Source organism: Pseudonocardia sp. OZ21 (genome assembly GCF_059359135.1).
Window position 1 is genome coordinate 371,789 of record NZ_JCADBN010000002.1, and the last position, 26,771, is coordinate 398,559.

19 protein-coding genes are annotated in these 26,771 nt (G+C 73.7%); 8 read left to right on the forward strand and 11 right to left on the reverse strand.

What is annotated here, in order from left to right; all coding sequences use genetic code 11:
- Positions 1-9 precede the first annotated feature (9 nt).
- Complete coding sequence (locus AC5L35_RS05400; protein ID WP_495058420.1) at positions 10-1,497, reverse strand: DHA2 family efflux MFS transporter permease subunit; 1,488 nt, start codon at positions 1,495-1,497, stop codon at positions 10-12.
- Between the two features lie 568 nt (positions 1,498-2,065).
- On the opposite strand from AC5L35_RS05400, the gene AC5L35_RS05405 reads away from it, so the two are divergent.
- The gene (locus AC5L35_RS05405; protein WP_495058421.1) at positions 2,066-2,428 is read left to right on the forward strand and encodes a MarR family winged helix-turn-helix transcriptional regulator; all 363 of its coding nucleotides are present in this window, start codon (positions 2,066-2,068) and stop codon (positions 2,426-2,428) included.
- Here AC5L35_RS05405 and AC5L35_RS05410 read toward each other — a convergent pair.
- From AC5L35_RS05410 to AC5L35_RS05420, 3 genes are all read right to left on the reverse strand, one after another.
- On the reverse strand, positions 2,361-3,569 hold the full coding sequence (locus AC5L35_RS05410; protein WP_495058422.1) for a hypothetical protein: 1,209 nt from the start codon (positions 3,567-3,569) through the stop codon (positions 2,361-2,363). The two genes, AC5L35_RS05405 and AC5L35_RS05410, sit on opposite strands and share 68 nt — an antisense overlap.
- 81 nt (positions 3,570-3,650) lie before the next feature.
- Positions 3,651-5,132, reverse strand: coding sequence for a chloride channel protein (locus tag AC5L35_RS05415; RefSeq protein ID WP_495058423.1), 1,482 nt, complete (start codon positions 5,130-5,132; stop codon positions 3,651-3,653).
- A 101-nt stretch (positions 5,133-5,233) separates the two neighbouring features.
- Positions 5,234-5,443 carry a DUF8691 family protein gene (locus AC5L35_RS05420; protein ID WP_495058424.1) on the reverse strand — a complete coding sequence of 70 codons (210 nt, stop codon included), beginning with the start codon at positions 5,441-5,443 and terminating at the stop codon, positions 5,234-5,236.
- Between the two features lie 547 nt (positions 5,444-5,990).
- On the opposite strand from AC5L35_RS05420, the gene AC5L35_RS05425 reads away from it, so the two are divergent.
- The 3 genes from AC5L35_RS05425 (at position 5,991) to AC5L35_RS05435 (ending at position 11,586) form a co-directional block, all read left to right on the forward strand.
- Positions 5,991-8,582 (forward strand): helix-turn-helix transcriptional regulator, encoded by a 2,592-nt coding sequence (locus AC5L35_RS05425; RefSeq protein WP_495058425.1) that lies wholly within the window; start codon positions 5,991-5,993, stop codon positions 8,580-8,582.
- A complete protein-coding gene (locus tag AC5L35_RS05430) occupies positions 8,579-11,248 on the forward strand; it encodes a winged helix-turn-helix domain-containing protein (protein WP_495058426.1) in 2,670 nt (889 codons plus the stop codon). The genes AC5L35_RS05425 and AC5L35_RS05430 overlap by 4 nt, the downstream gene beginning before the upstream one ends.
- A 101-nt stretch (positions 11,249-11,349) precedes the next feature.
- The gene (locus AC5L35_RS05435) at positions 11,350-11,586 is read left to right on the forward strand and encodes a DUF8691 family protein (RefSeq protein ID WP_495058427.1); all 237 of its coding nucleotides are present in this window, start codon (positions 11,350-11,352) and stop codon (positions 11,584-11,586) included.
- Positions 11,587-11,597: 11 nt separating this feature from the next.
- On the opposite strand, the gene AC5L35_RS05440 is transcribed toward AC5L35_RS05435, so the two are convergent.
- Positions 11,598-12,776, reverse strand: a complete 1,179-nt coding sequence (locus AC5L35_RS05440) for an AI-2E family transporter (RefSeq protein WP_495058428.1) — start codon at positions 12,774-12,776, stop codon at positions 11,598-11,600.
- Positions 12,777-12,981: 205 nt separating this feature from the next.
- Here AC5L35_RS05440 and AC5L35_RS05445 point away from each other — a divergent pair, with 205 nt between their 5' ends.
- From AC5L35_RS05445 to AC5L35_RS05455, 3 genes are all read left to right on the forward strand, one after another.
- Positions 12,982-13,464, forward strand: a complete 483-nt coding sequence (locus tag AC5L35_RS05445) for a DUF7144 family membrane protein (RefSeq protein ID WP_495058429.1) — start codon at positions 12,982-12,984, stop codon at positions 13,462-13,464.
- Positions 13,465-13,531: 67 nt separating this feature from the next.
- On the forward strand, positions 13,532-13,705 hold the full coding sequence (locus tag AC5L35_RS05450; RefSeq protein WP_495058430.1) for a hypothetical protein: 174 nt from the start codon (positions 13,532-13,534) through the stop codon (positions 13,703-13,705).
- 15 nt (positions 13,706-13,720) lie between these two features.
- Positions 13,721-14,296, forward strand: coding sequence for a potassium channel family protein (locus tag AC5L35_RS05455; protein WP_495058431.1), 576 nt, complete (start codon positions 13,721-13,723; stop codon positions 14,294-14,296).
- A 12-nt stretch (positions 14,297-14,308) separates the two neighbouring features.
- Here the strand turns inward: AC5L35_RS05455 and AC5L35_RS05460 are convergent, their stop codons facing one another.
- The 3 genes from AC5L35_RS05460 to AC5L35_RS05470 are packed head-to-tail and all read right to left on the reverse strand — an operon-like array spanning position 14,309 to position 20,320.
- Positions 14,309-15,565 (reverse strand): cytochrome P450, encoded by a 1,257-nt coding sequence (locus AC5L35_RS05460; protein ID WP_495058432.1) that lies wholly within the window; start codon positions 15,563-15,565, stop codon positions 14,309-14,311.
- Entirely contained in the window at positions 15,562-17,166 is a 1,605-nt protein-coding gene (locus AC5L35_RS05465; protein WP_495058433.1) for an FAD-dependent monooxygenase, read from the reverse strand. The genes AC5L35_RS05460 and AC5L35_RS05465 overlap by 4 nt, the downstream gene beginning before the upstream one ends.
- Entirely contained in the window at positions 17,156-20,320 is a 3,165-nt protein-coding gene (locus AC5L35_RS05470; RefSeq protein WP_495058434.1) for a ferritin-like domain-containing protein, read from the reverse strand. Before AC5L35_RS05470 ends, AC5L35_RS05465 begins: the two co-directional genes overlap by 11 nt.
- A 540-nt stretch (positions 20,321-20,860) precedes the next feature.
- On the opposite strand from AC5L35_RS05470, the gene AC5L35_RS05475 reads away from it, so the two are divergent.
- A complete protein-coding gene (locus AC5L35_RS05475) occupies positions 20,861-22,294 on the forward strand; it encodes a flavin monoamine oxidase family protein (protein ID WP_495058435.1) in 1,434 nt (477 codons plus the stop codon).
- Between the two features lie 18 nt (positions 22,295-22,312).
- Here the strand turns inward: AC5L35_RS05475 and AC5L35_RS05480 are convergent, their stop codons facing one another.
- The 3 genes from AC5L35_RS05480 to AC5L35_RS05490 all read right to left on the reverse strand — a co-directional run bounded on the left by AC5L35_RS05480 (position 22,313) and on the right by AC5L35_RS05490 (position 26,613).
- Positions 22,313-24,904 (reverse strand): LuxR C-terminal-related transcriptional regulator, encoded by a 2,592-nt coding sequence (locus AC5L35_RS05480; protein ID WP_495058436.1) that lies wholly within the window; start codon positions 24,902-24,904, stop codon positions 22,313-22,315.
- 450 nt (positions 24,905-25,354) lie between these two features.
- Positions 25,355-26,065: an anti-sigma factor gene (locus tag AC5L35_RS05485; protein WP_495058437.1), complete on the reverse strand. Its 711-nt coding sequence runs from the start codon at positions 26,063-26,065 to the stop codon at positions 25,355-25,357.
- Positions 26,065-26,613 (reverse strand): sigma-70 family RNA polymerase sigma factor, encoded by a 549-nt coding sequence (locus AC5L35_RS05490; RefSeq protein WP_495058438.1) that lies wholly within the window; start codon positions 26,611-26,613, stop codon positions 26,065-26,067. The genes AC5L35_RS05485 and AC5L35_RS05490 overlap by 1 nt, the downstream gene beginning before the upstream one ends.
- Positions 26,614-26,771 lie beyond the last annotated feature (158 nt).

Here is a 26,771-nt window from a genome sequence, read left to right on the forward strand (position 1 = left end):
GCCGCGGGATCAGTGCGCGGCCACCACGGGCGTCGCGGCTCCGTCGACCGCCTTGCGGCCGAAGAAGAACGAGCCGGCCACCGCGAAGACGGACAGCACGGCGGCGACGACGAACGCGGTGTGCACGCCTCCCGCGGTCTGCTCGACCACGGACGCTCCCTGGCCGGCCAGGTCGGCAGCGCGCACGCTGAGCACGCTGACGAGCAGTGCGACCCCGGCCGCGCCCGCCAGCTGCTGGGTCGTGCCGAAGATGGCACTGCCGTAGGAGTACAGGTGGGGCGCCACGGCGCCCAGCCCGGCGGTGAAGAGCGGCGTGAGGGCGAAGGCCAGCCCGGCGCTGAGCAGCAGGTGGAAACCCAGGACCAGCGCCACCGGGGTGCTGACACCGAACAGGGTGGTGGACCAGAGGGCCGCGCTCGTGGCGACGGTGCCGGGGACGAGCAGTGCCCGGGCGCCGAACCGGTCGTACAGCCTGCCCACGATCGGCCCGAGCAGACCCATCAGCAGGCCGCCCGGCAGCAGCAGCAGGCCCGTGGCCAGCGGCGTGAGCATCAGCACGCTCTGCATGTAGATGGGCAGCAGGATGATGGCGCCGAGCAGCGTGGCCATCATCAGCATCATCATCACGGTGGCGACGGTGAACGTGCGGGACCGGAACGTCCGCAGATCGAGCAGTGCGCGGTCGGTGCGCTGGAGCACGATCTGGCGGGCGACGAAGGCCACCAGCCCGGCGAGACCGACGGCGAACGAGACCCAGACGAAGATCTCCGACGTGCCCCCTGCCGACTCTCCGATCGTGCTCAGCCCGTAGACGAGGCCGCCGAAGCCCAGCGCCGAGAGCACGATCGAGGGCACGTCGATCGGGGTGTGGCTCGGCTCGCCGATGTCGACCATCCGGCGCAGGCCGAGCACCAGCGCGACGAGCGCGATCGGCAGCACGAGCCAGAACATGAAGCGCCAGCCGAGGACACTGAGCACGAGCCCGGAAACGGTGGGGCCGACCGCGGGCGCGACCGAGATGACGATCGAGATGTTGCCCATCAGCGCACCCCGGCGGGCGGGCGGCACGAGCGTCATCACCGTGGTCATCAGCAGGGGGAGCATGATCGCGGTGCCACCGGCCTGGACCACGCGCCCGACGAGCAGGATCGCGAAGCCCGGCGCCAGCGCGGCGATGAGCGTGCCCGCGCTGAACAGCGACATGGCGATCCCGTACAGCAGCCGAGTGGGCACCCGGCGGATGAGGAAACCGGTGATCGGAATGACCACGGACATCGTGAGGAGGAATCCTGCGGTGAGCCACTGGCCCACGCTGGCCTCCACCTGCAGATCGGTGAGGAGGACCGGCAGCGCGACGCTCATGATCGTCTCGTTGAGGATCACGACGAACGTGGAGACGAGCAGAACGCCGATCACCGTGCGATCGCGCGCGGACAGCCTCCCGGGCGCCTCGGGCGGCGACGCCGTGGAGTCGAGCAGGTCTGAGGGGTTGTTCACGGTCTTCCTTCTGAGGAGCGGGGCGGCGCATGACCCGGGCGATCTGCCCGGATCATCTGGTTTCAATCTACGAGGTAGGACCGACAGAACGCGCCGAGATAATCGATCGCCCACGGCGAAACCGATTCACGGGTCAGCGCTCCGTGCGGCGCCCGGGACCGGACATCGGGCTCACCATGCCTCGTTCCGTCATGATCGCTCCTGAGAATGCCGCGACGGAGCGCGGATCCGCCAGGGTGAAGCGGTGTGATCCCGGCGTCCACCGGACGCCGTAACGGGCCACCCCGGCCGGCGACCGTGCGCGACCGCGGGGTGCCGGGTGCCCGGCGGGACCCCCCAAGTCCCCGCCGGACACCCCGGCTGTGCGAGCTCACCGCACCTATCCTTGCTAACCACAACGGTTGCGAAAATCAAGGGTCAGCCGGTAGTAGCCTGTTGCCCCCGATCAGGTAGCCCGGGAGGACCCATCAGCACGCCATCGCCCAAGACCGATCCGTCGTCGCCGGAGGCAGCCGGATTCCCAGGTCCGAGCCAGATCAGCTACCTCCTGGCGAGGGCGGGCGGCCAGGTGGTGCGGCACCTGAACCGCGAGCTGCAGCCCCACGGGCTCCGCAACCGCCACTACTCGGTCCTCGTCCTCGCCGCCGTGGCCGTGGGCCGGACCCAGCGCGAGCTCAGCGTCATGCTCGGGATCGACCCGAGCGGCATCGTCGCGATCGTCGACGATCTCGAGCGCGAGGGCCTCGTGCGCCGGGAGGCGAGCGTCGGGGACCGGCGCACCCGGCTCGTCGTGACGACCGATGCCGGGCGCAGCCGCCTGGCCGAGGCCGAGCCGGCGGCCCGCAGGCTCGACGAGACCCTCCTCACCGCTCTCGACGACTCCGAACGCGAGATGCTGCGCGGGCTCCTGCTGCGCCTCGTCGTCGACTGAGGCTGGTTGCCCCCGCGTGTCCGCATGACCCGCCCGCCGCCTTCCCGGTGAAGATCGCACCGGTGGAGGACACGCGCGCCCGCACCACCTCACCGTGCGCCGCCCTGCGCGGTGCAGGATGTGCGGGGAGCGCCTCCTGATGATCGGACGGCGCGGCGGCGTAGAGGAGGCGTATCCGCGTGTCGCAGCGATGGGCGGTGGTCATCGCCACGCTCGCGATCTTCGGCTGGGCCGCGGTGTCGGTCGGGATGCTGCTGCGCCGGCCCGGCTCCTCGCTGGGCAGCCGCACCAGGGTCGCCGCCGCGACGGTGACGGCGGCCGTCGGGATCGGGGCGCTCGTGGCGGCCTGGACACTCACCGGTACGCCCGCGGCCTTCCTCGCCGCTGGGCCGCCGCCTCCGTCGCAGGCTCCCTCCAGCCCACCACGCGCCGCGGCGCCAGCACCGCCGGCAGGGCCGACCGCCGAGACCGAGACGCCGGCGGCGTCCTCGGCGGCGGCAGAGCCCGCCACTCCGGTCCGGGCGAACCCCCCGTCCTCCCCGTCCTCCCCGTCCGACCGGACGCGGGAACGGGACCGCCCCGCCTCCGCGGTCGCACCGGCACCTGCCCCTCCCGAAGCCGCCGCCACCACCCCACCTGCTGCCCCGCCCCGGCCGCGCGCGGCGGCACCGGACCCGGGCCCGGTGAGGTCGGGTCTCGGGTTTCCGCGGCCACCGGCGACCACCGCCACACCGGAGGGGGACGACGCACCGCCGCCGCGCCAGCCGCGACCGTCCCCGACCAGCCGACCGGCCCCGCCGCACTGGAACTGGAACCCGCCGCGCCCGCTCCCGCCCCGCCCGCGCCCGACCACCTCCCGCCCGGCCCCACCGGCGAACACCCCCCGCCCGGCCCCACCGGCGACCACCTCCCGCCCGGCCCCACCGGCGAACACCCCCCGCCCGGCCCCACCGGCGAACACCTCCCGCCCGGCCCCACCGGCGAACACCCCCCGCCCGACCCCGACGACCCGCCCGACCCCGACGACGGACCCGACCCCGACGACGCACCCGACCCGCCCCACCCCACCGGCCCCGACGACCCGGCCGACGCGCCCGACACAGACCCCACCAACCACCCCCACCCCGACCCCCACCCGCACTTCGGAGCCGTAGTGCTGTCGTAAGCCCTTCCCCACAGCAGTACGGCTCCCAAGTGACCAGGGCGGGTTGCGGGGTGGTGGTCAGCGCTGCTGTCGCTCCTCATCCGGGTTCGGTTGGGGAGGTGGGGGTGGGTCGGTGGCGGGGGCGGCGTGCGCCGCAGGGTCGACGTCCGCCGCAGGGGCCGGGGCCGGGACACGAGCGGTGTCCGGGCTGGGAGCGGGGTCGGCAGCAGGAGCGGCAGCGGGAGCGGAGTCCGGCACGGGAGCTGTGTCCGGGGCAGGGTGTGCGGCCGCGCCCGGGCGGCCCCCTAGGGACTCGCCCAGGGCGCTGAGCGTGAGCCAGGCCGCTGCGGCGGCCAGCACCGCGCCCGGGACGGCGGCGTGGGAGCCGGTGCCGACGAGGATGGCGGCGAACAGGACCGGGGAGAACAGCAGCCGCGTCGCTGCGACCATCCCGGCGGCCGCGCCGGCCGCCACCGCGATGGTCGGTGACAGGTCGAGCAGGATCGCGGGGATCATGGCCACCGCGATGCCGAGGAAGATCGGTGGGAAGACGGGGCCGCCGCGGAAGCCGCAGCCCAGGCAGACGGCGTAGGCGATCGCCTTGGCCACCAGCAGGATCACCAGGGTCCACACCGAGGTCTGGACGGCCAGGCCGGGCAGCGAGGACTGCCCCGAGAACAGCAGGTCCTGCGAGTCCCCGCCGAGCGCACGCACCGCCAGCGCGAGCGCACCCACGCACAGGCCGCCCGCGAACAGGGGGACGGCGATCCGGCCCCGCGACCGCTCCTCGACGGCCATCGCCAGCCGGCGCGCCGCCCCGACCACGACGGCCACCACCACGCCGACGGCCACGGCGACGGCGAGGTCCAGCAACCGCGTCCCGGGGTAGGAGGGCAGGTCGGGCACGGTCAGCGCCGTGGTTCCCAGACCGCCCCAGTCCCCCAGGCCGACGAAGACGAGGTAGCCGACCGCGGCCGCGACCAGCCCGGGCAGCAGGGCCGGGATGAGCGCCGCACCCATCCCGATACCCCCCTCGATCAGGAGGAAGCTCGCCACCAGCGGGCCCCCGAACAGCGCCGAGACGGCCGAGAACGCGCCCGCGGTGGTGAGCAGCCCCGCCGGTCTGGCGTCCAGGCGGGCGAGTGCGGCCACCACCGCGCCGACGGCGCAGCCCAGGGCGATGAGGGGTGCCTCCGGGCCGAGCACGGCGCCGAAGACGAGGGTGCCGAAGGCCGCGACCGCGACGCCGGGGATCTCGCGAAGTGGCAGGGACGCGGTGCTCATCCCGCCGAGCGGCTCGTGCCCACCGTCGCCGGGCAACAGCTTCCGGGCCGCCGCCACGATCGCGGCGCCCACCAGCGGCAGCCCCAGCACGAGGTACCACGGCGGCGACGGCTGTCCGAGCGCGGCGGGCACGTCGTGCCACATCCAGTGCTGGACGGTGTGGACCAGCGCCAGGAACGCCGCCGCGAGCAGTGCGGCAGGGCCGCCGATGAGCGCTCCGAACAGGACGAGCCGCAGGTAGGCCCGAGTGCCGGCGACCGGCGCGTCCGTCGTCATCGTCGCGCCTCTCGTCGTGGGGCCGCTGGCTCGAGCAGCCACCCTGTTCGACCTCCCGGCGGCGCAGCATCGTCCGCGCGGGGTGAGCCGGCCGGTGAGCGTCAGCCCGGTGACGGCACCGGTCGCGCGGACACGACGGTGAGCCCCCAGGCCCGCAGCTGCGCCACGACGCCGTGCAGGTGGGACTCGTCGATCACCGGGCCGGAGATGACCGTCTGCGCGGGGAGCTCCTCGATCCGCATGTCGCAGAAGGCGTCCCGCGCCGCTTCCGGCAGCGGGCCGTCCACCCGGAACTCGTAGACCGTCGGCATCGTGCGGCCGCTCCCTCCGCGACACGGGCTCGACCGGTGGGCTGTGGTGATCCGTGATGTCGATCCGGTGATTCCGCAGTGTCGTTCCCGTGGGGATCCGGAGCACCACCCGGTGCGGGTGACTCCCGGCCCTCCGGTTCCGCCGCGCCACCGCCGGCCCGATCGGGGCGCGGAACCGACCCGGTGGTGTTCTTTCCGCGGATCTTCACCGACGCCGGTTCCCGTTCGCCGGAACGCCGTTTTCGGTCCGATTTGCGTAATGCTCTCACTCCATCGGCCGCACGGCGGTACCGGCAGTAGGCGGTGTGCTGCCGCAATTCGCTACTCCCACGGCCACACGGTTTCCTCCGTTCCGGGAAATCGGGGACGTCCGCATTTCGCGGGCGTTCGGCAGGGGGTGGACGGCTGGAGTCGGCACTCATAGAGTGACCGCCACCAATCGCGTCCCGGTCCTCGGCGCGCCGGCAGGAGAATGTGCCGCCGCGCGGCGGTGCGCACTTCCTCGGTTCCGTGCGCCGCCCCCGATCATGGGCGGGAGGGGGGTGAGATGGTCCACGTGCCGCGGTCGAAGACCGCGCTCACGCAGCTCCCGCCGGAGTTCGTCGCACGCCGCGCGCTCTACGAGATCCTCGACCGCGGCCTCGACCGGCCGCTGACGCTCGTGTGCGCACCGCCGGGCTTCGGCAAGACAGTCCTGCTCACGGACTGGGTCCGTCGCTGCGGGGTACCGACCGCCTGGCTCACTCTCGACGAGGAGGACGACGATCCGCACCGGCTGTGGAGCGGCGTGCTCGCCGCTCTGGAGGCCTGCCCGGGAGTGCCCGTGTCGAGTCGGTTGCGCCGGCTCGCCGTGTCCCGCACCCCCGTGCTGCCCGACTTCCTCGACGACCTCCTCGCCGGCCTCGACGCCCTGCCCGTGCCACTTCAGCTCGTCCTCGACGGCGCCCACCACCTCCGCAACCACGACGTCCTGCACGGCCTGCAGATGCTGGTACGCGCGGCCACGGCCAGCGGGCTGCGTCTCGTGCTCGCCTGCCGGGCCGACCCCGGCCTCCCGGTGGCCCGGCTGCGGCTGGAGGAGCGGCTGTGCGAGCTCCGCACCGAGCAGTTGCGGTTCTCGCCCGACGAGTCGGCGGTCCTGCTCGCGCGGTGCGGCCTGCGGCTACGCGCATCGCAGGTGGCCGTGCTCCACGCGCGTACCGGCGGCTGGGCGGCAGGCCTCCGGCTCGCCGCGCTCCCGCTGCGGCGCCACCCCGAGCCCGATGTGTTCCTCTCCGCGTTCTCCGGCGACGAGCAGCCGGTGGCCGGCTACCTGGTCGGCGAGGTGCTGTCGCAGATGTGTGAGGACGAACGCCGACTCCTCCGGCAGACGAGCATCTCCGACGTGCTCCCGGCGGCACTGGCCATCGATCTGTCCGGACGGGAGGACGCTCCGGACGTCCTCGACCGCCTCGAGCACCGCACCGGGCTCGTCGTCACCACCGGAGCGGGGCGGGCGGAGTACCGGACGGAGGACCTGCTGCGCTCCTACCTGGTCGCCGATCTGGACCGGCATTGCCCGGGCCGCGCCGCCCGGCTGCACGGTCGGGCCGCCGAGTGGTGGGCCGACCGGAACCGGCCGCTGGAAGCGCTCCGGCACGCCGTGGCCGCAGGCGAGCCCGCCCGCGTCACCCGGCTGCTGCACGGCTGCGCGGCCGACCTGGCCGCGCGCGGGGAACACGCGGCGCTGCACCTCGCGCTCGACGCGGTGAGTGACCCGGGGGCGGACCGGGGGTCCGACCCCTGGTCCGGGCTGGTCCGGGCGCTGCTGCACCTCGACCGCGGCGACCGCGCGGCCGCCCGCGTGGAGCTGCGCCGCTGCTCACCCGCGGGGTCGTACCGCGCCGCCGACCCGTCGGCCGTCGACCCGGCCGTCCTGCTCACGGCCGCGGAGCGGCTCGCCGGGATCGGCATCGCACCCACCGAGGAGGAACCTGTGCCGGAGGATCCGGCGGCCGCCGCGTGGGCGCACACCGGTCGCGGGGTCGCGCACCTCGCCACCGGTGGGATCGCGGTGGGGCGCCGGGAGCTGGAAGCCGCGCTGGAACTGGCGGCCGACCGGCACCTGCGGCACCTCGAGGTGCTCTGCCTGACCCTGCTCGGCGGCGCGGCGTGGGCCATGGGCGACCTGCGTGCCGCCGAGGACCACGCACGCGACGCGACGGCACGCGACGGCACGCCCGCGTCCTGGACGGCAGCGGCGCAGGCGGTCCGCGCGCACGCCGCTCTGCTGCGGGCCCGGCCCGCGATCGCGCTCCAGGCCGCGGCGGACGGCCTGCGCGCCGCACCGGACGGCATCGATCCGGCGGTCCGGTTCGCGCTGCACAGCGCGCACGGCGGGGGGCTCGTCGACACGGGCGACCGCACCGCCGGGCTGATGGAGCTGCAGCATGCCCGCGCCGAACTGGGCGACGGCGACGTCCCGGTCCCGCTCGCCGCGGCCGCAGCGCTCCTCGAGCACCACACGGCACTCGCGCTGGGCCACCCCATGGCCGCGGTCACGACGGCGGCCTGGCTGGGCGCCCGGGGCGCGGCGGACGGCGAGCTCGCGGTGATGCGTGCCTGGACGGACGCGTCCTGCGGCCAGGGGAGGTACCGCGCGGCGCGGGCCGCGGTCGACCCGCTACTGGGGGGATCGCTGTGTCCGGTGCTGCCGCACACGGTCGTCGAGGCATGGTTGCTGGCGGCACGGGTGGCACTCGCCGACGACGACCGGGGCGCCGTCCGCCACGCGGTACAGAGGGCACTGGCACTGGCCGAGCCGCTCGACGCGCTGCGCCCCTTCGCCCACGCGGGCCCCGGTGTCCGTGCGGTGCTGGTCGACCAGCTCGGCGGCATGGAGGACCGCACCGACTTCGCCGTGCGCGCGCTCGCCGCCGGCCGCCCGGCCACACCCCACCCGGTGGTGGAGCTGAGCGCACGCGAGCGCGAAGTGCTGGCCCGGTTGCCGTCCCTGCACAACCTCGACGAGATCGCCGACGACCTGGACGTCTCGCTCAACACCATCAAGAGCCACGTGCGCGCGATCTACGGCAAGCTCGGGGTCAGCAGCCGCCGCACCGCCGTCCTCACCGCCCACGAGCATGGTCTGCTGACATGATCGCGCGCCCTGCGCAGCGGACGGTGCCCGCGCCCGAGCTCCCGACACCCCGGCTCCCGGGGCCGGGGGCGGGCGGCGCGGTGCGGGTCCCCGGCGGGAAGACGGCGGTGCCCGAACTGCCGCCCGAGTTCGTGCCCCGCCCCGTGCTGCTCGACCGGCTCGACGAGGCCCGTGCCGCCCAGCTGGTGGTGGTGAGCGCCCCCGCCGGGTACGGCAAGACGCTCCTGCTCGCCGACTGGGTGCGCCATCGGGGCGGACCCGGCACCGCCTGGGTGTCGGTGGATGCCGACGACGACGACCCCCGGCGGCTCTGGTCTGCCGTGCTCGCCGCGCTCACCGCACTGCCCGGGGTAGGGCCGGACAGCCCCCTGCGCCACGCCACCGAGGCCACCGGTGGAACCGGCGACGTCGTCGACCGGTTGGGCGAGGCCCTCGACGTCCTCGATCCGCCGGTCCGCCTCGTCCTCGACGACCTGCAGGAGCTCACCGCGCTCCGGCCGCTGCGCGATCTCGCCCGGCTCGCCGCCCGCCGCCCCGCCGGGCTGTGCCTGGTGCTGTCGAGCCGGGTCGACCCGCCGATCGCACTCCCCCGGCTGCGGTTGGAGGGGCGCCTGCACGAGACGCGCGCCGACCGGCTGCGGTTCGACATGGACGACACGATGACGTTGCTGAGCAAGGCGGGCCTCGACCTGTCCCCCGGGCAGGTGGCGCTGCTCCACACCCGGACCGAGGGCTGGGTGGCCGGGCTCCGGCTCGCGGCGCTGGCTCTGCGGCGCTGCGAGGACCCCGAGGCATTCCTCGTGCAGTTCTCCGGCGACGAGCGCTCCATCGCCGAGTACCTCACCGGCGAGATCCTCTCCGGGCTCGCCGGCGACGCCCAGGACTTCCTGCGTGCCGTCAGCGTCTGCTCGGTGCTGCCCACCGCGCTGGCCGTCGAGCTATCGGGGCGGCCGGACGCCGGGCACGTGCTCGACGAGATGGGACACGAGACCGCCCTCGTGGAGCGTGCGGGCCCGGGTGAACACCGCGTCCACACCCTGCTCCGGTCCTACCTGCGCGCGAACCTGCACCGGCACCGGCCCGCGCTGCACCAGCATCTGCAGACGGCGGCGGCGTGCTGGTGGGCGGCGCGGGCCGAGCACCTGCACGCGCTGCGCCATGCCGAACGGGCGGGCGACGACCGGCTGCTGACGCAGCTACTGCGCCGCTCGGCGGTGCCGTTGCTGGTCGGTGGCGAGCTCGTCGCGCTCCGGCGCACGGTGGCCGCCGTGGGCGCCGCCGCCCGCAGCGCCGACCCGTGGCTCGCCCTCGTCTCGGCGATCGTCCACCTCGAGGAGCGCGCGCTGCCGGCGGCCGCGGCGGAGCTGCAGCACGCCCGGCAGGCCTGGCCGTCCACCCCCGGCCCGGAGCTCGAGGCCCTGCGCAGCAGCGCGGAGCTGCTGGCCAGGAGCCTCGGGCTCCCGATCGACGCCACGGTGCCCGCGCCGGGGAACGACGCGGTCGCACCCGAGCTGGAGGCGCTGCTGCACGTCTCCCGCGCGGCGGCCGAGCTCTCGCCCGACGGCCACGGGGATCTCGACGTCGCGCTGGTGGCGCTGGACCGGTGCGTCGAGCTGGCGGCGCAGCACGACCTCGGCCGTCTCGAGGTGCAGAGCGGCACCCTCCGGGCGGCCGTGGCAGCGTCGCGTCGCGACCACCGCGGGATGGTCGTGGCGGCCGAGATGGCGGTCGAGGCGGCGCTGCGCCACGGCCTGCACCCGTCGCGCTGGTCGGCCGACGCCGTGGCGGTGCTGGCGTACGCCGACCTGCTCGACGGCGATCCGAACGCGTCACGGAGCCGTTCCGAGTCCGCGCTGGCGGCACCGGACGCGCTCCCGCCGGAGGCCGCCTGCGCGCTGCATGCCGTGCACGGCGCGGCGCTCGCCGACCAGGGCGAACGCAGCCGGGGCGCCACCGAGCTGCGGGCAGCCCGACGGGACCTCGGCGAGGCGCCGGCGCCACCCGCGCTCTGCGCGGCGCTCGGCGTGCTCGAACACCGCACGGCGTTGCTGCAGGGCAACACCACCGCTGCCGCCGAGGTCACGGGGTGGCTCGAGCGGCACGTCGGTCGGGTGGGTGAGGTGCTGCTGCTGCAGGCGTGGACAGATGCGCTCGCCGGGCGACACGAGGCCGCCCGCGTCGCCGTCGTCCCGGTCCGGGCCGCGGCGGTGCCCGTCCTGCTCCCGGACACCCTGATCGAGGCCCACCTGGTCGAGGCCGAGGCGGCACTCGAGAGCGACGACAGTGCCGGGGGGCGGGCGGCACTCGGCACGGCCCTCGCGGTGGGCGAGTCGGTCGGCGTCGTCCGCCCGTTCGCCTTCGCCGGCCCGCGGACGCGGCGGCTTCTCGCCGACCGGGTCCGACCGGGCCCGGCCACGACGTTCGAGACCCGGCTCGCCGCGGCTCGCGACGCCGTCCGCGCCGAGCCTGCCGCGGTGCTCAGCGAGCGCGAGCTGGTGGTGCTGGCGCTGCTGCCCTCGCTGCTGAACGCGGGCGAGATCGCGGCGGAGCTCACCGTCTCCGTGAACACCGTGAAGAGCCACATCCGCTCGATCTACGCCAAGCTCTCCGTCTCCACCCGCCGGGAGGCGGTGGCACGGGCGCACGAGCGCGGTTTGCTGGCCTGACCAGCGACGGAATCACCTGGACCGGGCGAGGACGCCAACCGCGGACGGTACGACCGTGGGCGGGGCCCGGTTCCACGGATGCGGACGGAGGGAGGCCTGCTGTGCCCGGACGACGCTACGAGTTCCGCCTGGCGGGGCGGCTGTCGGAGCGGGCCAGGGACGCGTTCGCCGGGATGGACGTGGTGGAGGTACCACCGCAGACCGTGCTCACCGGCACGGTCGACGACGCCCAGATGCACTCGGTGCTCGCGCTGATCCAGTCGCTCGGGCTGCACGTGGTCTCCCTGCAGCGCCTGGCCGCCGGGTCGGCGGAGGAGCACGCCCAGGACGAGGGATGAGCAGCCGGGGCTCAGGTCGGAGCGGCCCCCGCCGCCGTCCCGCCCCCCGCGCCTGCCTCGTCCACCGGTTGTGCCGGCGCCCGCCGTCCGTCGTCGGACGCCGCGACGCGCGCCGGACGGTCGCGCAGCAGCGCGTCCGCCCAGCCGGCACCGGGATCCGCGTCGACCAGCAGCGCCTTCGCCAGCAAGGTCAGCGGGATCGCCAGCACCGCGCCGAGTGGACCGATGAGCCAGGCCCAGAACACCAGCGAGACGAAGGAGACCGTGACCGACAACCCGACGGAGTCGCCGACGAACCGCGGCTGGATCAGCGACTGGACCACGAAGTTGAGGACGCCGTAGACGACGATCACCGCGACCGCCATCCCCCAGCCGCCTTCGAGCAGCCCCAGCACGGCGGGCGGGATCAGCCCCAGCACGAACCCGACGTTGGGGATGTAGTTGGTGATGAACGACAGCACGCCCCAGGTGATCGCCAGCGGAACGCCCAGCAGGAGCAGCGCGACCGTGTCCAGCACCGCGACGATCAGCCCGAACACGGTGGTGACCACGAGGTACTTGCGGGTGCCTTCGGCGAAGCCGTTGAGCGCGGTGACGATGTGCGGGCGGTCGCCGCCGATCGCGGCGAGGCGGGCCCCGACCCCGCTCGCGTCGACCGTGAGGAACAGCACGAGCGCCAGCAGGAAGACCAGGTTGGAGGCCAGTCCGGCCGCCCCCAGCAGCACGGAGCCCAGCAGTGCTGCCACCTTCCGCCAGTCCACCGAGTCCGCGGCGGCGCGCAGCTGGTCGGGGCCGACGCCGAACCGCTGGAGGGTGCTCGTGGCCGAGGCGACGAGCCGCTGCGCCTCGTCCGCGTACTGCGGCACCAGGGTGGCCAGCCGGGCGACCGACACGACCACCACCACGAACATGACCAGCAGCACCACGTAGACCGCCAGGATGAGCACCAGCGTGCTCAGCCAACCGGGCACCCCACGACGGGTCAGCCGATCGCGCACCGGTGCCACCGCGATCACGAGAACGAGGGCCAGGAACACCGGGCCCACCAGCCACGCGATCGCCCGCACACCCGCCGCCGCGACCACGGCAGCGGCCAGCCCGAGCAGGACGATCAGGCCCCGGGGCAGGGCGGGGCGGGTGCCGGCCTCCTCGCTCGGAGCCACACCGTTCCCACGGGCCGTGTCCGTCATCCGGGTGAGGCTAGGGACGCCGAACCACCCCGGCGTCACCCGCGACGGGCGATCCACCGCCGGTTCACCCACCCGGGGTGATGCCTGCGCCGCCCACGCGCCGCCGGGAGCCCGCAGAGCCGGGACGGCTCACCCCGCACGGATGAGGGGGGATGCGTCGCAGCGAGCAACGATCCCACTACAGGAACGCGGAGGAGGAATCCCGATGTCCACATCGCCTCAGGCCACACCCGGCGACGCGACCGGCGGCACCACCACCGGCGGCACGACCGGCTACGCCGACACCCCAAAGCGCAGCGACACCCATGCGCCCTGGCGGACCGGGCTCGTCGTCTTCGCCGGCACGATCATGATCGTCGGCGGGATCTTCCAGGCCCTGGCCGGGCTGGTGGCTCTGTTCCGGAACGAGGTCTACGTCGTCGGCCTCAACTACGTCTACTCCTTCGACGTCACGACGTGGGGCTGGATCCACCTCATCATCGGCATCGTGGTCGCGCTGGCCGGTGCCGCGTTGCTCAGTGGCCAGACGTGGGGACGCGTCGTCGGCATCGCGCTCGCCGTCGTGAGCATGCTGGTGAACTTCATGTTCATCCCCTACTACCCCATCTGGTCCTTGCTGATCATCGCCCTCGACGTCTTCGTGATCTGGGCGCTGTGCACGTCCCCTCGCGAGGCCGTAAGCATCTGATGCGGAGCGACCCACCCGCCCAGGCCGGGCTCGCTCCGGCGCGCGGTCCGACCGTCGAGGAGGCGTGATGGTCGTCCACCTCCTCCTCACGGCGCTCCTGCCGCCGTCGATCATCGTGCTGGTTCTGGTGCTCGAGCGGGTCGAGGAGCGCCTCGGCCGTCCCGCACCCGGCGGCCCGGCGGCAGCACCCGAGCGGGGTGTGCCCGCGCCGGTCGAAGCTGCGGCAGCCCCCACGGACTGAGCCGCGGAGCGGGCCGTGACGGACAGGCGCGGCGAGCGTCGGCACCGGTACCGGCGCGCCGTCGCGATGAGCGCGCTCCGGTCGGTGCTGACGACGACGGTGATGGTCGTCCTGTACTACCTCGTCCCGCTGAAGCTCTCGCTCGGCCTCGGTACCTGGCTCAGGTTCGTGGCCGTGCTGCTGCTCCTCGCCGTGCTGACGGTGCGGCAGGTGCGGGCCATCCTCGGTTCCGACATCCCGCGGGTGCGGGCGGTCGAGGCCGTGGCGACCGGGCTGCCGATCCTCCTGCTGGTGTTCGCCGCGATCTACGTCGTGATCGATACGAACCGGCCCGGCAGCTTCTCCGAGGCGCTGAGCCGGACCGACGCGCTCTACTTCACCGTCACCGTCTTCGCGACCGTCGGGTTCGGCGACATCGTGCCCCTCACCGAGCTCGCCCGGGTCGTCACGATGGTGCAGATGGTGACGGGGCTGCTCGCCGTGGGGCTGGTCGTCCGGGTCGTGCTGGGTGCCGTGCAGGTGGCGGTGCGCCGGCGCAACCTGCCCGGCCCGGGGGCCACGGGGCGGCCCCCTGGCCCGCCCCGTGGCTGAACCGGGAGCCGCTCACGCGGACAGCGCCACGGTGAGCCGACTCGGACCATGGAAGATCATGTCGTCCGCGTAGGCGACGGGACCGGGCGCCGCGGTGACGTCCGGCAGTAGGTCGAGCAGTGAGCTGATCCCGATCTCCGCCTCGGCCCGCGCGATGCTCGCCCCGAGGCAGTAGTGGATGCCCATCCCGAAACCCAGGTGCTGCCCCGGTGGCCGGTGGAGGTCGAGGCGGTCGGGATCGCTCCAGCGGGCCGGGTCGCGGTTCGCGGACCCGAGCAGCGCGACGACCTTGCTCCCCGCGGGAACGCGGTGCCGGTCGACCTGCAGGTCCCGGTGGACCCATCGGCTGACCGCCTGCACCGGGGAGTCGTACCGCACCAGCTCGTCGACGGCTGCCGGCAGCAACGTGGGGTCCGACCGCAGCTCGTCGAGAGCGTCGGGGTTCGCCAGGAGGGCGAGCACGGACTTGGCCAGGAGGTTCGTCGTGGTCTCGTGACCGGCGGTCAGCAGGTGGACGCAGGTGGCGATGATCTCCGTGTCGCTCAGCGCCGCCACCTCGCGCGCCTGCGCGAGCGCCAGCAACGAGACGAGGTCGGGCCCCGGCTCCCGGCGGCGGGCGTCGAGCTGTTCGGCGAAGAACGCCGACAGCCGCTGTGCCGCCGCGTCCGCGACGTCGTGCGCGTCACCCCGGGAGGCGGCCCGGGAGCTGCTGGCCTCCTGCAGCTCGGTCGACGCGGCGCGCAGCCACTCGCGGCGTTCCGCCGGCACGCCGAGCAGCTCCGAGATGACGAGGATCGGGAGCGGCGCGGCGAACTCGGCGACGACGTCCACCACGCTCCTGCACCGCAGCTGCGCCATCAGGTCGCCCGCGATCATCGCGATGCGCGGCCGCAGGTCGACGGCGACCGCAGGCGTGAACTCCGTGGCCAGCAGGGACCGCATGCGGGTGTGGCGTGGCGGGTCCAGGAACACGAGCCAGTTGTTCACCAGGTCGCGCAGCGCCGCGAGCCGGCCGGGCACGAGCCCGTCGGCCGCGGTGCCCGGCCCCGACGGCAGAGGGCTGCGCCCGCAGTGCTTGCTGGTCAGCACGGCGGCCACGCCCGGGTAGCTGAAGATGTAGTAGGTGGCGGGGCCACCGCCCTCGGGGTCGACCCGCTGCACGGGTGCCGCCTCGCGGTACCGCCGGTACACCGGGTACGGGTCGGCGATGTCGCTGTGGCTCCACCCCCGCAACGTGAACGCGGGCAGAGCGCGGGCCGCCTCGCTCATGCCGCCCCCCGCACCCGGTCCGCGAGCCCCGTCGCGTCCGGCGGTAGCTCGTCGGCGCGCCATGCGACGTGCCCGTCCGGCCGGACGAGGACGAAGGCCCGCTCGTACAGCGCCGCCACCTCGGGCAGGGCGCAGCCCGTGGTGGTGAGGGGCACGCCCCGCTCGGCGAAGGCCCGCTCGACGGCCACGCGACGGTCGGACGCGGAGAAGCACAGCAGCCGGAACCCGTCGCCGAACAGGTCGAGGGTGGAGACCCCGGGAGCGAGCCAGGCGTGCGGGGCCCGCGACCCCGGCAGGCTGTTGGGTCCCTCCACGACCTTGTCCTGCGCGTCCTCGGCCGGGTCCGGGACGATGATCGGCGAGCTGTAGCGGAAGCCGAGGTGGACCATCGGCGCGTCGAACTCCCGGCCGACGCCGCTGCCTTCGAGCCGCTCGGCCATCGCCGCTCGGGCTCGCTCGCCCTCCGCCGTCGCGAGGTGGATGTCGGGGGGCACCTCGCGCTTCATCGTGCGCTGGAGGTTGCGGTTGGCCTCCTCCAGCCCCGCCACCGCCACCGGCCGCCGCTCGGTGCGGTAGGTGTCGAGCAACTGCGGCCCCGCCCAGCCCGAGAGCTCGGCGGCCAGCTTCCAGCCCAGGTCGGCGGCACCGCAGATGCCGGTGTTCATGCCGAAGCCGCCGGACGGGGAGAGCGTGTGCGCGGCGTCGCCGACCAGGAAGACCCGGCCGCTGCGGAACTCGTCGGCGACCCGCTGCACGAGGTGCCACCGGTCGTCGGACAGCACCTCGAACGGGGTGTCGACCGCCAGTGCCCGGCGCACCAGTCCCGCGGGCGGCCCCTCGGCCTCCGGGCTCCCCCCGATCCCGACCGTCAGGCGGTACAGCTGCGTCCCGTCGAGGGCGCGCAGCGGGAACCGCAGCGACGAGGAGAGCATCAGGTAGTAGAAGAGCGCATGGCGCGATCCCAGCTGCTCGCGCAGCCGGGGGGCGCTGAAGAGGATGTTGCGGAAGACCTGGGTGCGGTACCGGGCAGGTGCCGCGATCCCGCAGTCCTTGCGCAGGGGCGACGACGTGCCGTCGCACGCCACGAGGTACCGGGCCGCGATCGTGTCCTGCCGCCCGGTGTCCCGGTCGACCACCGTGACCGTGACGCCGTCGGGACCGTCGACGACGCCCGCCACGGCGCACCGCGTCCTGATCGGGCCGTCCGGCGCCACGCCGAGCTCGCCTGCCAGCACCGGCGTGAGCCAGTGCTGGGGGCAGATGGCGTCCGGCTCCGGGGTGTGCGCGAATGGTCGTCGGGTGGCCATGGTCGCGCGGTCCAGCCGGTACAGCTCGTGCCCACCGACCTGGGTGACCCAGACGCTGTCCAGGGAGTGGTCGGCGGGCCAGCCCGCACCCCGGACCCGGTCGGCCACCCCCCACCGCCGGAACAGCTCCATCGAGCGCGGCCCGACGGACCCGACCCGCGGGTGCGGCACCCCGAGGTCCCCCTTCTCGACCAGGACGAAGTCGACCCCGCGCGCCCGTAGCTCCAGGCCCATGGCCAACCCCACCGGGCCGCCTCCCACGACGACCACGTCGGTCTGCTGATCAGCAACCATGGCTCGTGGTGCTCCCGTCCAGGTCGCGGAACAGCCGGGCCAGTGAGGTGGCCGAGTCGGCGACGCGCTGCGGCATCGCCGGGCAGGCCGCGCACTCCCGCGCCAGCTGCTCGAAGCGCCGGGCCAGCACCCGGCGGGCCACATCCGGCCGCGGGACCGGGCCCGGTTCGGCGTCGAGCTCGAAGGACGGCCCGGCGGTCCGGCCGCGCACGCCCGACGGGAGCGTCACGAGCAGCTCGGACACCGGCCGCATCAGGCCGTTCATGACCTCGATCGCCGAGTTCATGAGAACCGAGCGCCGGAGGAGGCCGTCGGGTGACTCCGCGAAGTGCTGCACGATGAGCTGGAGCATCACCGAGTAGGCCTCGTTGAAGATCCGCATCGCCTGGCGGGCCGTCGGATCGGTCACCAGCGTCCGTGCCGGACGGTCGGCCCGCAGCGTCGGGTTGCGCACCACCGGGTAGGCCGGGCTCCACGGCCGACCGGCACCGGACTCCGCCTTGTTGCGCACCTCGATCAACAGCTCGGACATCCGGAGGAACGACGCGAAGTGCGACTCCTCCCCGCTGTCCCCCGCCCCGGGCATCCCGCCCTCGCCCTGCTCGGTGACGACGTCGATGGCGAAGAGCGCGCTGGCCAGGTCGTCGACCTCGAGCTGGTAGTCGGGATGCCGGGCGTTGACCGACCGGCGGAGGAACAGGTGGTGCTCGCCGCCTCCCCGGCCGGGCGCGACCAGGAAGAGATCCGGGACGTCCTGCAGCCCCTGGCGGATCCGCGCGTACATCTCGCTCAACGTCTCGTACCGGCCCGCGCTCGCCGCGCCGCTCGTGGCGGGCAGGTCGGGTCGCCGCACCTCCGGCGTGCCCACCGCGGGCTGCTCGATCGCGATGAACCGGCCCACGCTGCCGATGTCGAGCCCTTCGAGGCACAGGTCCAGAGGTATCGGCAGGTCGGTGCCGAGCGCACCGAAGTCCAGCGCGGGCACGCAGAAGGGCTCGCCGAGAGCCATGAGGATGTTGTTGACGAGGAGGAAATGGATCATCTCCTCGCGCGCGATCTCCACCAGCTTTCCCCGGACGCCGCCGTCGAGGGCCTCTCCTCCGTCGCCCAGGGTGACCTGCAGCTGCTCGGGGGTCCACAGACCTCGGTGGACGAACGCCTCGGCCGCCCCGTACGTCGGCACCGAGTACGCCGCGTAGAGGTACTGCAGCATCACGGCCAGCTCGACCCCCACCGCCTGGCGCAGCGCGGCCACGAGCTCGCCGCGGCCGGAGATCCGCCGGTGCACGTCTGCCGGGGCCTGCTCGATCTCCGGCACCACGGTCGAGGAGCGGCGCGCGATCAGGAACGTCCGGAGCAGCTCCGCCTTGGGTGCGGACAGGTCCCGCGTCGGCGGCATGTAGTAGGTCGTGGCCAGGTTCCGCGGATCGCTCATCTGCCAGATCAGCTGGGCGTAGTTCTCCACCTTGATCCGCTCAGCGAGGCTGAAGACCTCGTCCTTCATGAACGAGTAGAGCAGCTCGTAGTAGGCGAAGATCTCGCGGTACAGCAGGTCGAAGGTGACCTGCTCCTCCGGGATGCCGGCGAGGCGCCAGTCGTCGGGCAGGACGCGCAGCGACAACCAGCCCGCGCCGGACCAGAACCCGAGGTGGTCGTCGTTGTCGTACCCGGTGACGGCGGAACCCGGCTCGCCGGGCACGCAGGGCAGGTCGTGCGGCTCGGCGGAGAGCAGCACCCGCGCACAGCCTGCCCGCGCCCCGCGCAGCCCGAACCACCCGCGCCCGTCGCCGTCGGTATGCGTGGTGCAGGACTCGCCCCACTCGCCCGCGTCCCCCGACCGCCCGCCGCGAAGCCGCGCCATCCGCACGTCCCCGCTCCGCGCGTGCGGCCTGCTCCCCACCGGATCACGGGGGATCGCCCGGGGGTTGAAGTACTGCGTCACGTGCACCGTGTCGACAGCGGCGGGACGGCCCCGGCGGAAGGCCCGGAACGCCACCTCCACGTCCTGCTCGTCGTCAGCGGGATCCCGGGGATGGTTCACGATCACGGCGGCGTCGTCCGTCTGCACGACGATCTCCCGCTCGCGCAGCAGCACGGTCGGGGCGGCCGTTCCATCGGGGTGCCGCTCGACGACGAGCAGCGCATCGCCGTCTGCCACCTCCGGTCCGGCGCGGCCCACCACGGTCACCACCCCGGACGTCCGGTCCGCGTCGATCCCGTCCAGCACGGCCACCAGCCGGTCGGTCTCACCCGTCCGCAGTTCGAGCCTCCGCGCGCGGAGCCCGGGCCACGCCGACGGCGAACCGACCAGGTTGACGGTCACGTGCTCGTCCGCCACCTCGACGCTGATCGGGCTCGGCCAGCGGGCACCCCGCTCGGGCACGAGCAGCCGCCCGGCCGGGTAGGTCCGCAGCTCCGCCGGACGCCACGGCGCGATCGTCCCCCACACCTGCCAGCGGCTCGGCCCGCCCGGTGCAGGCTGCACGGGCGGCCCGCCCAGCACGAACTGCACGACCAGGCCGGCGCACCCGGGGGCCGCGACCGTCTCGCGCAGCCGTTCGGTGACCGGGGAGGCGGTCGCGTCAGGGAACCAGGTGAGTCCCCCGTGGTCGCTGACCACGAACTGGAACGTGCTGGTCCAGCCACCACCCGGCGCACCGGCCGAGTCGTGCCAGCGCGCCGGGTGCATCCCCTGCACGTCGCCGAGCAGCAGGTAGCCCACGTCGTGCGACCGGCCCTCGCGGCCGAAGCCGAACTGGCCGACGGCCAGTGCGGTGGTCCAGTTCGAGGCGGGATCGACATCGAATATCCGCGCCCTGTTGACCGTGGTCGCCAGATACTCGTTGTAGTGGCCCCAGAGATCGACACTGCGGCCGACGACCGGATCATGCGTGTCGATCTCACCGGTGGCCGGTTCCGCCGCCACCAGCGTGGCGGCCACCGCGAAATGGCCGTTGCCGCCGAAGGTGTCGCCCTTCGCCGCACCGAGCAGGTGGTGGTATTCCTCCGGCGGGAGATCAACAGGCGCGGGCCGCCCGTCGGGCAGCAACGCCGTGTTCGTCGCCAGATCCACCAGGCCGCTGCGTGGGCCGGTCGGGAGCTGTGTGGTGGCCGTGCCCCGGAAATGCAGGCGCGGCACGTCGAAGACACTCACGCGGTAGCTCCCCCACTTTCGCCGATCCGATTATCACGAGGCGGAGGGGGCCGGCACATCCCCTGCTGAGGCTCGCCCTTGACGGGGCCTGAGCCATCGCGGGCACAGAATCGGCGGCTCATCCCGCACGACCGGACGGTTTTCAGGTGGCTCGGCGGAGAGACAGAAGCTCTCCGCCGGCGCAATCGGTGCCGACCCCCGGCGAAAGGAGGGCAGCGGAACCGCTACGAGACCCGCATCCCACTCCACAAAAACAGACTGCTCCCCGGATAACGCCACACCGCTCACCGGGAGAGCCCATCCGGTCGTGCGGGTTGGACCCGCGACGCCCATCCACCGCTACCCGGAAACGTCCTCGGAACCGTCTACTGCACCTGTCTTCCGGGGATGTGCGGTGAACCACGGAACGCGCACGCTGGGAATGGCGCCCGACCCCGCTCGGTGGGCTCGCCACGAGGGAGCGCAATTCCCATGAGTACGTCCGCGGAAATGTCATGTGCCGAGGATCGGTCCCCAGCCGGACCGCTGGATGCGGAGCCCGTGCAGGCCACCCGGATCGTGGTGATCGGCGCAGGCGCCGCAGGCCTGGTCGCCTCCCGCGAGCTCGAGCGCCGGGGACACGACGTCACGGTGCTGGAGAGCCGCCGGACGGTCGGCGGCCGCATCCGCACGCACCGTTTCGGGAGCGCCGTGCCCGGCCCGTTGGTGGAGCTGGGCGCCATGCGGATCCCCGGCGCCCACGAACGCACCATGGCGCTCATCCGGGAACTCGGGCTCGGCAGCCGGGTCCGCCCGTTCCTGACGCTGTTCTCCGACGACCGGACCTACGTCCACACCGATCCGGGTCACGTCCGGGTGCGGGACGCCTCGCCCGTACTGGTGCGCCGGCTCCGGTCGCGCCTGCCGGCGACGGGCCACCGGGAGGACACCGTCCGGTTCGCCGCCTGGCTCGCGGCGAGCGCCACCGCCACCGCTCCCGCCGACTTCGTCCGTGCGATGTCCGACGACGTGCTCAGGGAACTGCTCGACTTCGTCGACGGGATCGACGTCCGCCCCTATCTCGGCACCCGGTGGAGCGGCGGGGTCGATCTCAACGCGTTCTTCGCCGACCACTCCCGCGCGGCGATGCAGCACGGTGGCCGGCTCCTGTCCTTCTTCGCCGACATGGCAGCCGAGACGGGCATACCCCTGTCCCGGCTCACCGGCGGGATGGACCAGATCGCGCACCGGCTCGCGGCCGATCTCCGCGGGGAGATCCTCGTCGGACACGAGGTGGTGGGCATCGACGTGCACGACCGCGGTGTCCGGCTGATCGTCCGGAACGGCGCCGAGGTCACCGTCATGGAGTGCGACGCCGTCATCTGCACGATTCCGTTCTCCGTGCTCCGCAACATCGCGCTCCGCGGTCTCCACCCGGACAAGCTCGAACTGATCCACGACATGACCTACTGGCCGGGGACCAAGATCGCGGTCCACTGCCGGGAGCCCTTCTGGCAGAGCGACGGGATCATGGGCGGCGCCTCGTTCACCGGCGGCGTGGTGCGCCAGACCTACTACCCGCCGGTGGAGCACGACCCGGTGCACGGCGCCGCCCTGCTGGCGAGCTACAGCATCGGCGCCGACGCGCAGGTGCTGGACGACATGGATCCCGCGACGCGCATCGCCGCCGTGCTCGACGAGCTCAGGGCGATCCACCCGCAGCTGTCCCGGCCCGGGATGGTGCGCGACGTCGTCACGCGGTCCTGGGGCCAGGACCCGTGGAGTCACGGTGCCGCAGCCGCCCGCTGGGGAAAGGATCCCGCGACCTGCGAGGACGAACGCCTGCTGGCTGCCCGGCCGGAGGGGCGGCTGCTCTTCGCCGGCGAGCACTGCTCGTCGTACCCGGCGTGGATCGAGGGGGCCGTCGAGTCGGCACTGGACGTCGTGCGCCACGTCCGGATGCCCGTCGCTGCCCGGGCCGCGCGGATCGGCTGACGCCGACGTCCGGCCTGGTCAGTGACCCGCCGCGTGGCGGACCAGCTCCAGCCGGGAGTGCACCTCGAGCTTGCGGAACACCTGCCGCAGGTGGAAGGCCACCGTGTGCGGGGAGAGGAACAACCGCCCGGCGATCTGCTGGTTCGTGAGGCCCTGCAGCGCTAGATCGGCCACCTGGCGCTCCTTGTCGGTGAGGCTCTCCCACCCGCTGGTCGGCCGACTGGCGTACTTCCAGTGCCGGCGCCGGATGCCCAGCCCGCGCAGCTTCTTCCGGATCCGGGCGGCGTCCCGTTCGGCACCGACATCTCCGTAGAGACCGAGCGCGGTGGTGAGCACCTCGACGACTCGCTCCTGGTCGCCGGACGGGAGCGCGCCGGCCAGGTCCTCCGACGCGGACGCGCGGCACCACGGGTCGACGTGCCGCTCGACGGCGAGCCCGAGGGCGTCCGGCCTGCGCAGCAGCACACCCCGGGCGTGCGCGGCCGAGCCGGCCAGCGTGTCGAGGTCCGGGGCCTGCGCCGCGAGGTCGGCGGCGACGGCGACCACCCGGTCGGCGAGCGGCCCCCGGGCGCGGCCGAGCGACGCGCGCACCAGCCACGCCGCGTGGGAGGGGTGCTGGAGCAGCAGGCCGGGCAGGGCGTGATCGCTCGCCGCGATGCGGTCGAGCATCTCCACCACCGTGCGCCGGTCGTCCTCCGCCTCCGCGACCCGTGCCCGGATCAGCGCCCCGAGCTGCGGCCGGGCGTACCCGCCGTCCAGCGGCAGCGCGGCCAGCAGCCCGCGCACGCTCCGGGCCGCTCCCCCCGGGTCGCCGCGCATGACGGCGCCCATCGCCAGCACCGTCCAGGCGACCGAGGTGCCCATGCCGACCCCGGCGCGCGCGGCGAAGGCGAGGGCTCCGCTCAGCTCGGCCTCCGCGGCACCGAGCCGTCCCCTGGCGAAGAGCAGGTGGCCCAGTACGACGCGGCGCACGCTCTCCCTCAGCACGGCGGGCTCGTCCGCCGACCTGTCGAGCCACTCCTCCGCCTCGTCGAACCGCCCCAGCGAGGCCAGGATCAGCACCGGAGGGTGGCAACCGTGCGCCGTCATCGGGTTCGCCACGACCTGCTGCGTCGCCTCCCGGCTGAGCCGGAGCGCCTCCGCCGCGTCGCCTCCGCGCCACGCGAGGGCGGCGAGCACCCCGAGCCGAGGTCCACGGTCGGGCGCGGCCGGCCCGTCCAGCTCCTCGGCCGAGGCACGGGCCAGATCGCCGTCCCGGCTCAGCAGTGCCCACAGCCGGGTGACCGCCGCCTCGTCGCGGGTCGCGGCGGGGCTACGCCCGTCGGCGATCACCTGGTCGGCAGCCGCCAGCGCCGCGGCCGGGTCGCCCTGCATCAGGTGGGCGATCGCCAGCCGGCTCCGCGTCTGGGCCGCCTGCGCCGGCCCGAGCGACCGCAGCGACGGGTCCGCCCCGAGCCCGACCGCGCGGGACAGGGGGCCGACCCGGCCCCACACGTCGATCGCGAGGGCGACCAGCGAGCCGAACTTGTCGTGGGTGCGCGGCACCAGCTCCAGTCCGTGCCGGATCAGCTCGGCGCCCAGGTCCGGCTGGGTGTCCCGGGCCGCCTCCGTGGCTCGGCGGAGGATCTCCACGGTGACGTCGTCGACGTCCCGGGCGCCCCGCACGAGGTGCAGCGCCCCCTCCACGAGCCGGCCCCGCTGAGCCAGGAACATCTCGGCCGCCTGCCGGTGGACGGCGGCGCGGATGGGCACCGGCAGCCCGTCGACCAGTGCCTGCCGGACCGCCTTGTGGCGGAAGAACATCTGGTCCGACTCGGCGACCAGGATCTTCGCGGCCAACGCCTCCTTGAGGATCGGGGTCAGCGAGCCGATGGTCACACCGAGCATCCGGGCCAGGTCGTCGGGAACGACCGACGAGCCGAGCACGGCAGCCACCTCCAGCACCCCGTGCGCGGCAGGCGACATCTCCTGGATCCGGCGGGTCACCAGAGTGCGGAAATGCGCGGGCACCACGTCGGTCGGCGCGGCATCGGGCCCGGGGACGTCGTCGAGGAACCCCTCGACGATCGACACGACGAACTTCGGGTTGCCGTCCGCCGACCTGATCAGCTCCTCCACGGCGACGGCGGGCTCCGCACCGAGCATCTCGGCGGCGAGTTCCCGGACGGCACCGTCGGACAACGGTCCCAGCGACATCTCACAGATCGGGACCCGGCCCCGGAGGGACCGCAGGAGCTGCTCGAGGTGGTGCGATCCGTCGCCTGCCGGCCACGACAGCAGCCACACCACCGGCTGTCCGGCGAGCCTCCGCACCACTCCGCGCAAATTCGCGAGCGCGTCCGAGTGCGCCAGGTGCAGATCGTCGAGCGCAACGAGAACGGGCCCCGTCCGCGGTGTCGTACCGATGTTGTCGGGCATGTCGGAAGCACCGGGCGCCGCGGCTCCGAGCCGTGGCTCCGGAATGGGCAGCGGGACCGACACCACGGCCAGCGGGGCGCTGTCCAGCAGTTCGTCCGCCTCCACGTCCAGTACCTCGAAACCTTCGTCCCGAGCGATTCGTTCCGCGGCATTCAGCAGGCTGGTTCTCCCGGTGCCGTGGTCACCGGTCACGGAAATGATGCAGCCGGCCCCCGTGTCAATCGTGGATCGGAGCTGGCGGGTTATTTCCGCGAGTTCGGAGTCACGTTCTTTCATCGACGGCCGGCCGGGTCTCCCGACCGGCCGCCGGGCGCGCCTGTCCCGTCGACGTTCCACGCGCGGGGTCATACGGCTCCTCGGGAACTCGAGCACTGCGAGTGCAGACGACGACGGTCGCACACGCAGCCGCTTCGCTGCACCCATCCAGAGCGTTACCCATTCGGAGAACTCTTCGGAGCGCCTATGCGCGCTGCCGTTGTACTCGGCCGACCGGGACAGAGCGAAGTGGCACCCGGGTCGGCGAATAGAGCCCGCGCGACGGGCCGGTTTCGGCGGCCGGTGCACCCAGGTGGAGAAGCGCGTCAAAGACGAACCGGCGTCGGCGGTGCGCTCGCGACGGCGAGCCCGCCTGCTCGGCCGGTGTCAGACGTTCGCTGTGACGAACTGGTGCCCGCTGGTGTTCTGCACGAGTACCTGCGTCACCGCAGCGGGGTCGAGCAGCACCGCACCGTCGAGGCTGACCCCCTGGGCCGCCGTCGACGCCGAGACGAGCCAACTCCCGGCCGTCTGACGCTGGCCGTCGCGGCCCACCACGATCAGCTGGCACGCCTGACCGGCGGGGATTCCGGTCACCGCCGCGTTGACGCGCACCCACCCGACAGCCGGCGCCATCCGCACGGTCAGCCGCGCGCCGGTGGTGGGGTCCTGTGCGCTGGCGAACCGGGTGCCCGGCACCTGCGGAGACGCGGAGGCCGGTGTGGGAGCCTCCGCGAGCACCTGCGGAACGTTCGCGGTGGTCCGGCCGACGAGCACGCCGACGCAGAGCGCGGCGGCAGCCGCGATCACCCCCGCCGCGGCGGCCCACCTCGTGCGGCGACCGGTCGTGCCGGACACGTCGGCGCGCATCTGGCGCAGGGTGCGTTGCAACAGCAGGTCCGCGTCGTCCGGGGGGCCTTCCAGGAATGCCTCGACGGGAACCGAGGCCAGCAACTCCTGGACCTCACGCAGGGAGTGCACCTCGTCCCGGCAGTCGGCGCATCCGATGAGGTGTTGTTCGACCGCTCGGGCCGAGTCGGGATCCAGGCCGCCGACGATGTAGCCGTCGATGTCGACATGGTCGTCCGACAGCCTCATCACGCCGCTCCTTCCACGCCCACCGGGCGCTTCGGGAAGTGGTCGCGCAGTGCACGCAGGGCGTAGTAGGAGCGCGACTTCACCGTGCCGCTCGGGATACCGAGCACCTCGGCGGTCTCCCCGACCGTGCGGCCGTTCAGATACATCTGCACGAGCACGTCACGGTGCTCGGTCGAAAGGTGCTCCAGCGCGTCGAGCACGACGATGCTGTCGACCACCCGGTCGGCGTGGTCGCGCTCGACCGGCACCGTGCTCTGGGTCTCGGCCACCTCGGTCGGCCGGGCGTTCCGGGCCCGCGCCCGGTCGATGATGATGTTGCGGATCACGGTGAGCAGCCACCCGCGCACCGAACCCCTGCTGTTGACCAGGCTGTCCGGGCTGCGCCACGCGCGCAGCACCGCCTCCTGCACGACGTCCTCGGCAGCGGCACGATCACCCGTCAGCCTCGTGGCGTACCCCAGCATCGCCTTACCGTGCTCGTTGAACAACGAGCGGACGAGCGCCTCGTCCGCCATGTTCCGGCGGTCACGAGCTTTCTGCCCCGCCATCCCCCCACCACCTTCCCCCACAGAACGGACCCCTCGAGTCGTGCCTGAACGGTCCACGGCGCCGACAGCCCGGCTCACCCCCACCGCGGACATCCATCGCAGACGAGGACGGACCCCCACCCGTCGTCGCCTCAGCCCCCGGTCCGGCCGGGGACCCA

Bases quoted from the DNA above. Each gene is read 5' to 3' on its own strand.
- AC5L35_RS05460 (WP_495058432.1), bottom strand. From the start codon at position 15,565: ATGAGCGAGGCGGCCCGCGCTCTGCCCGCGTTCACGTTGCGGGGGTGG.
- AC5L35_RS05445 (WP_495058429.1), top strand. From the start codon at position 12,982: ATGTCCACATCGCCTCAGGCCACACCCGGCGACGCGACCGGCGGCACC.
- AC5L35_RS05425 (WP_495058425.1), top strand. From the start codon at position 5,991: ATGGTCCACGTGCCGCGGTCGAAGACCGCGCTCACGCAGCTCCCGCCG.
- AC5L35_RS05440 (WP_495058428.1), bottom strand. From the start codon at position 12,776: ATGACGGACACGGCCCGTGGGAACGGTGTGGCTCCGAGCGAGGAGGCC.
- AC5L35_RS05465 (WP_495058433.1), bottom strand. From the start codon at position 17,166: ATGGTTGCTGATCAGCAGACCGACGTGGTCGTCGTGGGAGGCGGCCCG.
- AC5L35_RS05415 (WP_495058423.1), bottom strand. From the start codon at position 5,132: ATGACGACGGACGCGCCGGTCGCCGGCACTCGGGCCTACCTGCGGCTC.
- AC5L35_RS05490 (WP_495058438.1), bottom strand. From the start codon at position 26,613: ATGGCGGGGCAGAAAGCTCGTGACCGCCGGAACATGGCGGACGAGGCG.
- AC5L35_RS05485 (WP_495058437.1), bottom strand. From the start codon at position 26,065: ATGAGGCTGTCGGACGACCATGTCGACATCGACGGCTACATCGTCGGC.
- AC5L35_RS05450 (WP_495058430.1), top strand. From the start codon at position 13,532: ATGGTCGTCCACCTCCTCCTCACGGCGCTCCTGCCGCCGTCGATCATC.
- AC5L35_RS05430 (WP_495058426.1), top strand. From the start codon at position 8,579: ATGATCGCGCGCCCTGCGCAGCGGACGGTGCCCGCGCCCGAGCTCCCG.
- AC5L35_RS05420 (WP_495058424.1), bottom strand. From the start codon at position 5,443: ATGCCGACGGTCTACGAGTTCCGGGTGGACGGCCCGCTGCCGGAAGCG.